We start from the raw sequence: 12,297 nt of genomic DNA on the forward strand, positions 1-12,297 counted from the left end.
AAAAAAAGTGTAACTTGCACTGAAATTCAAAGAGCAAATACGATTTCGAGTTTATTAAAATCGTTTGTCTTTCCAAACAAAAGAGGGTGTCCAAAAAGGAAAAATACCCCCTTGTAGAATCGGATATTTGATTTCAGTCTCCAATAGGGATACGAATAAATCGAGGGTGCCAAATACTTTTTGGACACCCTCTTCTTTTATCGCCTATCAGACGTTATTTCGTTTAACAATACTACTTTATATTCACCTCAATGGCTGCCGGATATATTCTTGCCGGATCATAAAAAGTGGCACAACTATTTACCATATGTTCGAGTCCAAGCTTTACTTTTCCCTGAAATGCTTTTTTACCATTGACAATCAGAGTGATTTTCTTATTCAGATCGACTAGTTCCGGACATAAATAAATCACGACCTTTCCCTTGGTTGCCGGCCGATAATCTTTTTCGAATTTCAGCTCTATTCCCCAATTAGGGTCGGTCTCGACCGTTTTATAAGTAACCAGATCGACTTTCAATGAGATTTCGTTTTCTTTTATCGCCAATTCATAATAAGTTCGGGAAGAATAGTCATCATTCGAACGTTCTTTAACGGCCAGATTATAAAATCCCTTCCGGTACATCCCGTCCATCTCGAAATTTTCCCAATTTACATTTTTAGGATAAGGGTTGCGGGTATATTGTTTCAACCAGGGAGTCGTAAGCGTATAATCGATAGCATGTCCTCTCCCTGGAATCAGTTCTATCCGATGGATATAATCTTCCGGATACAATTTCTTTAATCTTTCAAATTCATTTTTAGTATATGTTGTCAGTTTATTCCGGTAGAAACCGGCATCTGCGGCTCCGGTCAGAAAAGAAAAGGCAATATTCCGGCAGTTTTCGACAGGTGCATTTTTCAAAGGTTCTCCCCCGGCCATAGGTCCTGCTCCGGCCAGATAATCGGCATAATAAGAGGCGAGACGCTGGCTACCGTATCCCCCTTCGGATATACCGAAAAAATAGACTTTATCGGGGTTGATATTTCCGGAAACAAAAGCCAGGCGTAACAACTTTTCCCAGGCAAACTGTTTTGATTTTTGCCACCAGCGGTAATAATTACCCATATTGGGAATCTGGGGTATAAAATAGGCCGAAGGAACATCGTCGAATTTTTGGCAAAGTAAGATCCCGGTTGCCCACTCCTGGCCCTTATCACCGGAACCATGCATATAGAGGTAAAGCGGGTATCCCCCTTCAGGCCCGGGCTCTCCCTTACATCCCCAATAATAGGGCATAACAGCATGCGGTTCGAGCTCTGCCGGTAAATCCCAATTACCGGAGTTTTCCTGCTCCAATTTACCGAGTCCGATCAATTTTTGCTCGTCAAACCGATTGTTCGCTTCTACCCACGCATCCCAAACCAACTGGCGCTGACGGGCAATATCGGCCAAAGATACCGGCTTATTGTCTTGATATAAGGTTTCATCACCCGACAGGTAATTTAAAAAGAAACGAACCATTTTCTCTTTCAACGCTTTATTTTCGCCGGCAACAGCTTCGTTTTCATTTCCGGAACCGACGGCCAGAGCCGGACAAGCATACGATAATATCGGAAGTACTAAAAAGCAAAAAATTTTTAAATAGTGGGCAGTAGTTTTCATTTTATTCAGACCAGAAAATTTATAAATAGAAAAGAGGCATCACAAACGACACCTCTTTCCGAAATCTAACCACTCCTGAAAGGGTGTGAAGACAAAATTTATTGAATGACATTCAATTTTTTACCGATTTTGATAAAGGCTGCGATTGCACGATCGAGTTGTTCACGGGTATGGGCAGCCGACAACTGGATACGGATACGTGCCTGTCCTTTCGGAACGACCGGATAATAGAAACCGGTAACGTAAATATGTTCTTTCTGCAGCTCGGCAGCAAACTGCTGTGACAATACGGCATCATAAAGCATCAGTGCAGCGATAGCCGATTCAGAAGGTTTGATATCGAATCCGGCCTCTTTCAGTTTACCCCGGAAATATTCGGCATTGCTCATCACACGGTCACGCAATTCGGTACTTTCCGTCAACATATCGAATACAGCGATAGAAGCCCCGCAAATAGCCGGAGACAGAGAGTTGGAGAACAGGTAAGGTCTGGACCGCTGACGTAACATTTCAATCACTTCTTTTTTACCTGTCGTATAGCCTCCCATAGCTCCTCCCAGTGCTTTTCCCAGCGTACCGGTGAAAATGTCGATACGATCCATCACGCCGTTGTATTCGGCAGAACCACGACCTGTTTTACCGATAAAGCCGGCAGCATGGCTATCGTCTACCATGACGAGGGCATTGTATTTTTCTGCCAGATCACAGATTTCTTTCAATCGGGCAATATCGCCGTCCATAGAGAATACTCCGTCGGTAACGATAATCCGGAAACGCTGAGCCTGAGAAATTTTGAGCTGTTCTTCCAGATCTTCCATATTGGCATGTTTGTATCTGTAACGAACCGCTTTACATAAACGAACACCGTCGATGATAGAAGCATGATTCAACTCATCGGAGATGATAGCGTCTTCCTGACCGAACAAAGGTTCGAAAACACCTCCGTTGGCATCGAAACAAGCAGCATATAAAATAGTATCTTCGGTCCCGAAGAATTTAGAGATTTTAGCTTCCAGCTCTTTGTGAATATCCTGGGTACCGCAAATGAAACGAACAGACGACATGCCGTATCCCCGGGCATCCAATGCTTTCTTGGCTCCTTCGATTACTCGCGGATGGGAAGAAAGACCCAAATAGTTGTTCGCACAAAAGTTCAATACGGTTTCGCCCGTAGTCAGTTTGATTTCTGCATCCTGAGGTGTTGCGATCAGGCGCTCGGTTTTATATAAACCGGCATCTTTTATAGACTGAATTTCAGCCTTTAAGAAATCTTGAAATTTTCCGTACATAGCAGTAAAGATTATTTATATAATTTCTTCAAACTTAGAAAATATTTCAGGAAATCCCATAAAAATATCACTTAAAGATTTTTTAAAGTTACAATCCGAACCCAAATCCCCCGATTTTCTAAGAATTCGTTAGTTTCGAAAGATGCCGGTAAATATTATTTTTTACTGAGTTTTTTCAATATCGGCTCGATGATCTCTTTTTGTGAAGGACGGGGAGCATCGGCCGAAATGATATTGAAGTGTTCGTCGATCAACAAGAAACGCGGAATGCCCGTAATATCCCAACCGGATTTAGTGCGGGAGTCCTGACAGTTCAGTTCGTTGACAGCGCCATGACTACCCCGCCCGATAAAGTTTTTCCAGGCTTTCTCACTTTCATCCACCGAGATTCCGATAAACTGTACATTCGGGTATTTACTGCTCAATTCATTGAAATAGGGCATTTCTCCCATACAAGGGCCACACCAGGTCGCCCAAAAATCGACATACATCGGTTTACCTTTATAATCACTCAGTTTTCCTTTCTTACCCTCGGAAGTCACAAAATCGAGATCGATAGCCGGACGTCCTTCCATCAACTTCGCCCGGCGCTCCAAACGCCCCAGATAAGCTTCGCTGAAATCTTTATATTTCAGTTTACCGGCAAAATTTTTCAATTCCCGGTATTTTTCCGGCGTCAGTTCCCCTTCCAGTTCTTCTCCTTTTTCCAGTACTTCGACCAGTTCTGCCAAGCGGGCGGACTTCGGATAATCGAAAACTTTCAAGTTATAGCAACTGACCAGGACATCTCTCACAACGGCCACATCCAGATAATCGTCCGAACCGGCAATTTCCTGCAGAATCGGGTTCATATCCCCTTGTATAGAAGTGTAAAATTTCCCAAGTACCTGTTTGAATTCTTCCTCCGACTTACAATCGCTCAACATCGCGTCCGAATAACCGGCAAAAGACATATAGCTATTCGCCACATCAGCTTTAATCCGTTCTTTTTCGAGCAGCTTAAATTCTTTACTGACATTTTTCAACTCCTCCAACTCTTTCATACGCAGGGCAGCTAAACTATCCACCGTTTTTTTAGTCGCTTCAAAAGTCGGTCTCAGATTTCTTCCGGCCGAAAGAAAGGACCCTGCTTTCGGAAACAAGCGTCCTTTCAGATAGGTATTGGCTTCCATACCTTTCCCCTCGAATGTACTTTGCGGCTGGGAAGTACCCAAATATACTTTCAGTTCATCTCCGGGAGTCAGATACAAGGTATTTCGTCCGATACGGAAATAAGCAGGTTTGCTCAAAGGCAACACCAAATCGAAATTTCCATCTGCGTCCACGGGTATTTTTATCACTCCGGCATCCGAAATCTCGCCGGCAGCTCCATCCGGAGCCATATTCACTTCTGCCGCTTTAAATTCTTTCAACGAACCATACAAATGCACCGTGTTATTTTTTTCCCCATACACGAGCAGCCCCCACATACAGAGACAAACGATCAAAATACTTTTCATTATTTTCAATTTTATCCTTATTCCTGAAACAATTTCGCTAATTTTTCATTCAACCATCCTCCACGGGCATTGGTGCTGACTACCCGGCCTTCGGCATCGACCAAAACACAGGAAGGCACACCATTGGTTCCGAAGAGTTTCATACATTCCTTGTCATAACTCTTCCCGTTCGCCCCGCAAACCTGTGTCCAAGCCATTCCTTCTTCCTTTACCGCCTTCAGCCAGGCATCCGTGTCGTCGTCTATCGAAATACTGACCATATCGAATCCCTTTCCATGGTAACGTTCATAGGTCTCTTTCAAATGGGGGATATCTGCCCGGCAAGGGCCACACCAGGATGCCCATAATTCCACCAAAGTATAATGACCTTTGCGTAATATCCCGGACAATTTCACCTTTTTCAAACCGGTGGTCAATACCTCGAAATCAGGCAATACATCTCCAACGTATAAAGGCTGGCCCAGGACAGCCTTCTCCAGCTTCTGTCCTTCCGGGGTTTTCCGAAACTCTTCCGGGAAAAGTCCGGCAACCTCCCGGGCAACCCGTCTTTCATGTGCCCGTACATTCAACCCTTTAGCCACATATACGGCTACCGGAGAGGAAATATGCCGACGAATAAAACCGACCCCGGTATAAAAGATACTGTCGCGTACGGCATCCATTTCCCGGACACAGCGAAATACGTCTTCTTCCGTTCCTTTTTTATAATAATACACATGCCGGTAAGCATCGAACAAACTATCGTTCTGCAAAACAAACGGAGTCACCCGTCGCTTATAAGCCATATACAGATCATGAGATTCCGACCCTTTCACCTGTAAACCGGCAGGAAGTTCTTTTTGCAGCTTCGAAGGCATTTCAGCAAAAGGTAAAGTGACCTGAATAGCAGCATTCTCAACATAAACCGGAATATTCAGAATTTTATCCCACCCAAAAACCCGTTGTGAGGGATCTTTAAAATAAGTAATACAACGCAATTCCGGACCGTCAACTTTCCCTTTGAACTCAAACCGTCCGTTTTTTAACCGGGTACTATCGTAATAATGAGTTTGTCCGGTATTTGTCAGAAATACCCAATGATCATCCGGAGCTCCCTTCAATTCACCCTTCAGTACAAAGCCTTCCGGCTTGCCGGTACAAGCTCCTAACATCAATAAACCAGCTAGTATAATAAATACCTTCATACGCTCTATTTTTAAATAAATACAAAATCAGTAATTTCCCCAAAATCAGTATACACTTGCTTGGCCGGATAATGCTCACTATCCCCACCGACACTTCCGGTAGACGATAAATTCAGAATGACAAAATCTCCTTTACCGTTTCCCATATCGAAACCGATACCCAAACTATATTGCACATCAAATTCATAAGCATCGAAAGCATTACTGCTGGAAAGATAGCGCTTAGCGAATTTCATCTTCACCGCCTTACCTCCGGCATGGGTATAAATAGCTGTCGCCTTTCCTCCTGCCTGCTTGAAATCCAAACGATAAACCGTATTGCCGGAAGCATAAAAAAGAAGCCCACTGTACGGAGGGGTAGAGGCAAACACTGCACTCTCGTCCAAACCTTGGGGGATATTTATGGTATAATAGCCATTAAACGAAGCATTGTCCGAATAATTAAATCCTCTCGGATTGAACTCATAGACGAAACATCTGGTATCGTTTTTCGCCAAAGCATAGGCATACACACTGGTCCAGGCAGAAGCATACTGATAACCGGTTCCCAAATACAAGACTTTCTGGTCTTCAGGCAGTTTATTGGGATTTACAGCCGACACATTTCCATCCCGGGTCGGTATAGCCTTGATCAGATTCGTATTTTCCTCGCTTTCACTAAAATACAAGGGATCGTATTTCTTTACACCCAACCCGTCACTCGTATTATAATAGAAAGCGAAACGATGTCCTGCTTCATCGTACAACAGCGCATTATTACTGATTTTAGAAGCAAGCGTGATATTTACCTCTCCTTCCAGATCAGCAGCCGGCTCATAAATTTTCCCGGCACGGGGCGACTGATAAAGCATGCCGCCGGATAGCAACAAAGCACTGGCAGTGCCATCACCATCTGCTAAAGTGATATGCTGAAAATCAAAACTATTCTGAGCTAACGGAGCTACCATCCGCGTCAGGCTGTCTTTCTTTTCAAAATGTTTCCACTGGCAATACACGCCCGATTCTACCGGATCATCCGTAATGACGGTAAACATATTCCAGCCCGATCCTGTACCATAATACTTGCAGGAAGTCGTATACGACATCAAAGCCTGCGGTTTTCCGGTAAATCTTTTTCCGGTTTCTTCATAATAAGCATCTTCCTGTACGACGATGTCTCCCCCGATATATTCGACAGAACCTAATTCAGTCTGTCCGTTTTTACGGTGTAATATCATCCACGAACCGACATAAGGTTTGATCAATTCGATGGTCGTATTGACCGGATATTCTATATCCGTTATTCTATCGTATACATTCAAACGAAAATAATGGGCATAGGCCAGATTTTAGCCTCAGGATCGATATGAAAATTTAAATTCTGTTCCAATCCAACCGTGTCGAACTTGCCATGTCCGTAAAAATTATGATTGGTTGTCGAATGCAGCCACGTATATTCCAGATTATCCTCATTTTCTTGTAAGGACTGAGACAATTGCGGTATAATTGTAACCGTCGTATCTTTATCCAGACGCACCGAATATACTTTATTCAAAGAGACATCCAGTGTATTTACCTCCTGATAAGTATAATTTCCCTTATCATCGTAGCACGAAGCCACGAGTAATCCTAATATAAAATAGATCAATCTTTTCATACTGTTCAAATTTTAAAGTAATTCCGAAATATCCGGGATCTCGATCCATTCTCCGGTGTTCTCATCAATCAAAGGCCGGTTGGCCGGATCCGCCTTATAAGCTTCTAAATCCGTATAAAATCCGTTCGACAAGAGTATATCGTAAAACTGATTGGTCATCATCCATTCATTCAGGGAAGTCCCTCCGTATTTTGTAATCAGATACCGGGCTTTCGTCTCACTATAATCGCCGAAATACATGGCATAGTAACCGTCCCATTCTTCCTCATTGGATCCCCATAAACCGAGATTTACCGTATCTTCGGCTTTTAATCTGAAAAATTGTCTTTCTAAAGTACCCGCTTCAAAATCAGATTGGGCATAATCGAAAGTCAGATTAGCCGAATATGTAGCATTACGTGTTGCCGGACGTTTTAAAAGTATTTTAGATTATTAACGGTTTAACACAACCGTTTGAAGAATAAACATTTAACGGAGTATCTGAAAAGTAATGGTAACGACTTGGCAACCGTACGATTTTCAGCGTTTTGCTATGTTTTACTGTCAAATAACTCTTTATGCAAAAGTAGTCAAAATCCTTGAACAGGCAAAGAGATTAACTCCTTTTAGTCGTAATTGGTTCTATTTAGTCGTAAATAGTCGTAATTCTCTTGGTTTAGTCAAAAACACAGGTATAACAACTACTCCATATACCATATTCGGCCTTTCAAAATGATTATACCAACTTCTTTCATTTCTACAAGAATATTTCCGACCATTCGTTCCTGTTGTTCAATAGTCTTGGTTTTAGGAAGCACATCTTTGAGATAATCAAATATAGCATCGCGTTTGGCTCCAGCAGAACCAGCATTTTGAAGATACTGCAAAATCATTTGTTGGAGTTTTGCTTTATCCAAACCTCTGTTGCGGGTATAATCCGGCAACTGCTTTGTTTTTTTAGCAAGATCCAATGATATGCTATACTCGGATGTATCCCCCTCTAATAGTCCTCTGTTCAATAAAGCGAGTACATTCTCCTCGGAAATGCGATGTCCTTTCTGCACCGCATCCAAAAGGATACAATCTTCTAATGTCAATGTATCGTTATCCTTGAGCAACTGAGTATATTTTTCATTGATGGTATTTCCATATATCGTTACGCCAACCTCTTTGTTCAACATGTCAATTTCATAGTCAGGCATCGGGAAATGACGACGCCTTTGCTCGTTGAACATCTTCTTGATACCACGACTTACGGTGTCTATCATATTGAAGTTTACCATTGCACGGCAAAGACATTCATTTCGGAAATGCCGTTGCGGACCTTTGGTCTCCAATGCCTTTTGCAAAGTGCCTGGAATGAAACTACCTCCGTTGGCATAATACAGCCATCCGGGATTCTCCACAAAATTGATGCGTTGCTGTAATGTATAATCCTGATGAGCGATTGCATTGTGCAGTGCCTCACGAATGGTGTAGTCATCGTATTGCTTCATTGTCTCAGGAAACAATGTTCCTCCGGGCAATTCTCTCATTGTAAGATTGTGTATCTTACTCAATATCTTATCAACTGTATTTTTTAGTTAAAACCTTCCCTCTATCTTATTCCGTACTCCTCGATCTTACGGTAAAGGGTTGTCAGGCCGATGTGCATCAAACGGGCAGCCTCGGTCTTGTTTCCTCCGGTATATTGCAATACTTTCCGTATATGTGCTTTTTCCACCTGGGCCAGGTCGAATTCAGAGTATCCTTTTCCGCCTTCACTTTCCAAAACCGACTGCTGAATATCGAAGGGCAAATCACTTACGGTCAATACCGCACCGTCGGCAATGATCATACTTCGTTCGATCACATTACGCAATTCCCTGACATTTCCTTTCCAGACATGTTTTTTCAAGGTTCCCAAATATTCAGGTGTAATCTCTTCTATCTTTTTCCCCACACCCGGTCCGAACATTTTCACGAAAGCCCGGACATACAATTCGATATCTTCTATCCGTTCACGCAGAGGAGGGAGTTGAATCCGAAAAACAGACAAGCGGTAATACAAATCTTCACGGAAATGCCCGGCCTCGATCTCTTTCTGAAGGTCTCGGTTCGTAGCGGCTATAATTCTGACATTTACTTTAATAGGACGGGTATCCCCCACTTTTATGAACTCGCCACTTTCCAGTACCCGTAGTAGTTTCGCCTGCAAATCGAAAGCCATTTCACCGATCTCATCCAGAAAGATCGTTCCCTGATCGGCTTCCTCGAACAGTCCTTTCTTTTCCTTCAAAGCCCCGGTAAAGGCCCCCGCTTTATGGCCGAAGATCTCACTCTCGAGCAGTTCTTTGCTAAAAGCCGAACAATTGACCGCCACAAACGCCTTGCCCGCCCGGCTACTATGCTGATGTATGGCCTGAGCAAAGACTTCTTTGCCGGTTCCTGTCTCACCGGTCAATAATACAGGTACATCCGTCACAGAAACTTTTCTGGCCAACTCTACAGCCATCCGGATAGGCTTCGATTTCCCGAGAATCGACTCAAAGGAATACTTTTGTCCGACCTGTTTCTCCAATTGTTGCAAACGCCTGGCCATCTCTACTTTTTCCATAGCACGGCTGAGCAAAGGAATAATTTTGTTATTGTCGTCTCCTTTGGTTATATAATCGAATGCACCGTTTTTTATCGCTTGTACTCCATCCGGGATATTCCCATGGGCGGTCAGCAGGATAATCTCGGTCAAAGGTCCGAGCCGCTTCATTTCTGTTATAAGATCGACACCGCTTCCATCCGGTAAGCGGACATCACAGATGATCACATCGGGATTTTGCTGTTCCACTTGTTTCAACCCAGCCTTACAACTGTCGGCCTGAATGACTTCATAACCTTCCAATCCAATAATACGGGCCAATAGTCCCCGTAACTGATTTTCATCATCGATGATTAACACCTTACCCATTATACCCAGAATTAAATCGGTCTACAAACTTTATGAACTTAAATTAATTATACCTACTTCTGTTCGTAAAAGTAAAAAGTAAAAGACAAATGCCCAAAGGTTTGACCGGAAAATCCTAAATTTGCCGCATGGATTCATTGATCGATTTAGGATATTGGGGATTATTTATCGGTTCTTTTCTGGCTTCTACCCTCATTCCGATGAGTGCGGATGTATTACTGGTGGGTATCCTGGCTCTAGGCGGAAATGTATGGGCCTGCCTGGTTATCGCCACAACCGGTAATTGGCTGGGAGGACTCACTTCATACTGGATCGGTTGGCTGGGCCGCTGGGAATGGATCGAACGCTGGCTGAAGGTGAAGGAAGAAAAGCTCCTCCGTCAGAAAAAAAACATAAACCGTTATGGAGTATGGCTGGCCCTGTTTACCTGGCTTCCGCTTATCGGTGACTTATTGGCCGTCGCCCTGGGATTTTACAAAATCAAACCTTATGCCTCGGCCATCTACATGCTAATCGGCCGTTTCGCCCGCTTCCTGCTTTGGACCTGGCTCTACCTGCAATACGGAGAACGATTTTTTTAAACTTTCTCTCTTTACCGCCCCCTCTCACCATTTCCACTATTTTTTTCTGTTCTCTTGCTCTCGCCGTTTTATCTGTCGTCACCGTTTTATCCGTTTCCACCGTCCCAACAACTTTCCTTCCCCCTTTACGTATTTGTAAGAGCACGATCAAACCTCTGCAAATGGGACATGACTTTATCATATTAGCGACCACCGAATTTTGGGAGCATTATGGCTATTTAGGATTGTTTGCCGGTTCGTTTTTGTCTGCACTTTTTATTCCTTTAGGTGCAGACCTATTATATGTAAGTATGTTAGCTATGGGATTCAACCCCTGGCTCTGTCTTTTCGTAGCGACAACCGGTGGTTGGATCGGAGGATTGGTGATTTATGGAGTCGGTTATGCCGGCAATGCCACCCGGATACGGAAATTATTCCATATCAAAGAAGAACAATTGCTGAAACAGAAAAATAAAATCGAAAAATACGGGGGCCTGATGGCACTCCTGGTCTGGATTCCCGTTATCGGCGATATTTCGAATGTAGCACTCGGCTTCTATAAGACGAAACGAACCCATACTTTTATCCTGATGTTTATCGGCAGAATGTGCCGCTTTCTGCTATGGACGCTATTGTTCCTGATCTTTTCAAGCCGTTTTATCAAATTTTTCGATAAACTCTGATTTCCAATCAAAAACTACCGATCAAAGAAGTCAGATTAGAGGTAAATAAGCGAACGGCTATTGCCAACAAGATAATACCGAATAATTTACGCATTACGTACACTCCGCTTTTACCGAACAGACGTTCTACATAATACACATAGCGCAATACCAGATACACCAATGCCATATTCATCGCGACAGCGATGATGATATTGAGAATATTATATTCCGCCCGCAACGACAACAAAGTGGTAAACGAAGCCGCCCCGGCAATCAAAGGAAATACCAGCGGAACGATCGTAGCCGACCCGCAAGGACTATCGTTTTTAAATATCTCGACACCGAAGATCATCTCTACCGCTAAAACCAGCAACACCAAAGCACCGGCAACGGCAAAAGAAGAAATATCGACATTGAATAATCCCAATAATGCCTGCCCGATAAACAAAAAGGCTACTAATATAACAAAAGAAATAATAGCTGCCTTTCCAGCCTCTATTTTCTGATTCTTTTCACGCAAACTAATGATAATCGGAATGGCTCCCAGAATATCGATTACAGCAAACAGTACCATAAAAGCACTGATAATTTCTTTAAAGTTAAAATAAATGCCCATTGTGTATATTTTTATCAGCAAAGAGCTGTTTTGTTTAAAACAAAACAACCAAACCCCTTGTAGTTAAATTTGAGACAACAAAAATACTACTTTCTAAAGAAAAAACAGGTACTTTTTCCGATAAATTTTAATTCCGGATTCCGGGACGGACCTTTCATTCCGTTTTCGGTCCGTTTCTCTTTTTCCTGACTTCGTCAACGTGTCACCCAAAAATCATCTTCAAATAATGGGGCGATACGTTGATGTCGTTTCATGAGCATTGTTCTGGAGATGGTTTGCTTGT

General features: G+C 43.0%; 11 protein-coding genes and 1 pseudogene. 2 read left to right on the forward strand and 10 right to left on the reverse strand.

Translation table 11 applies throughout. The features are described from left to right. Window positions 1-232: 232 nt before the first annotated feature. From AC5RDS_RS01640 to AC5RDS_RS01680, 9 genes and pseudogenes are all read right to left on the reverse strand, one after another. Complete coding sequence (locus AC5RDS_RS01640; protein ID WP_013613599.1) at window positions 233-1,642, reverse strand: carboxylesterase family protein; 1,410 nt, start codon at window positions 1,640-1,642, stop codon at window positions 233-235. Between the two features lie 98 nt (window positions 1,643-1,740). Further along, a complete protein-coding gene (kbl, locus tag AC5RDS_RS01645; RefSeq protein WP_013613598.1) occupies window positions 1,741-2,931 on the reverse strand; it encodes a glycine C-acetyltransferase in 1,191 nt (396 codons plus the stop codon). Window positions 2,932-3,086: 155 nt separating this feature from the next. After that, window positions 3,087-4,430 carry a TlpA family protein disulfide reductase gene (locus tag AC5RDS_RS01650; protein WP_172719909.1) on the reverse strand — a complete coding sequence of 448 codons (1,344 nt, stop codon included), beginning with the start codon at window positions 4,428-4,430 and terminating at the stop codon, window positions 3,087-3,089. A gap of 17 nt (window positions 4,431-4,447) precedes the next feature. Then, window positions 4,448-5,614 (reverse strand): TlpA disulfide reductase family protein, encoded by a 1,167-nt coding sequence (locus tag AC5RDS_RS01655; RefSeq protein ID WP_013613596.1) that lies wholly within the window; start codon window positions 5,612-5,614, stop codon window positions 4,448-4,450. Between the two features lie 11 nt (window positions 5,615-5,625). After that, window positions 5,626-6,915 (reverse strand): PKD-like family lipoprotein, encoded by a 1,290-nt coding sequence (locus AC5RDS_RS01660; protein ID WP_182400482.1) that lies wholly within the window; start codon window positions 6,913-6,915, stop codon window positions 5,626-5,628. Beyond that, window positions 6,912-7,250 (reverse strand): PKD-like family lipoprotein, encoded by a 339-nt coding sequence (locus AC5RDS_RS01665; protein WP_172719910.1) that lies wholly within the window; start codon window positions 7,248-7,250, stop codon window positions 6,912-6,914. The genes AC5RDS_RS01660 and AC5RDS_RS01665 overlap by 4 nt, the downstream gene beginning before the upstream one ends. Before the next feature lie 12 nt (window positions 7,251-7,262). Further along, entirely contained in the window at window positions 7,263-7,490 is a 228-nt protein-coding gene (locus tag AC5RDS_RS01670) for a hypothetical protein (RefSeq protein ID WP_013613594.1), read from the reverse strand. 440 nt (window positions 7,491-7,930) lie between these two features. Next, window positions 7,931-8,803 (reverse strand): annotated as a pseudogene (locus AC5RDS_RS01675) (ATP-binding protein); the annotation flags it as partial. Between the two features lie 23 nt (window positions 8,804-8,826). Beyond that, entirely contained in the window at window positions 8,827-10,173 is a 1,347-nt protein-coding gene (locus AC5RDS_RS01680; RefSeq protein WP_022160689.1) for a sigma-54-dependent transcriptional regulator, read from the reverse strand. Between the two features lie 128 nt (window positions 10,174-10,301). Here AC5RDS_RS01680 and AC5RDS_RS01685 point away from each other — a divergent pair, with 128 nt between their 5' ends. Together AC5RDS_RS01685 and AC5RDS_RS01690 are read left to right on the forward strand one after the other, a co-directional pair. After that, complete coding sequence (locus AC5RDS_RS01685; RefSeq protein WP_013613592.1) at window positions 10,302-10,754, forward strand: YqaA family protein; 453 nt, start codon at window positions 10,302-10,304, stop codon at window positions 10,752-10,754. Between the two features lie 161 nt (window positions 10,755-10,915). Then, a complete protein-coding gene (locus AC5RDS_RS01690; protein ID WP_013613591.1) occupies window positions 10,916-11,416 on the forward strand; it encodes a YqaA family protein in 501 nt (166 codons plus the stop codon). 7 nt (window positions 11,417-11,423) lie between these two features. Here AC5RDS_RS01690 and AC5RDS_RS01695 read toward each other — a convergent pair whose 3' ends face one another. Continuing rightward, on the reverse strand, window positions 11,424-12,014 hold the full coding sequence (locus AC5RDS_RS01695) for a MarC family protein (RefSeq protein ID WP_494222185.1): 591 nt from the start codon (window positions 12,012-12,014) through the stop codon (window positions 11,424-11,426). Between the last annotated feature and the right edge of the window lie 283 nt (window positions 12,015-12,297).

Source organism: Odoribacter sp., from assembly GCF_985060555.1.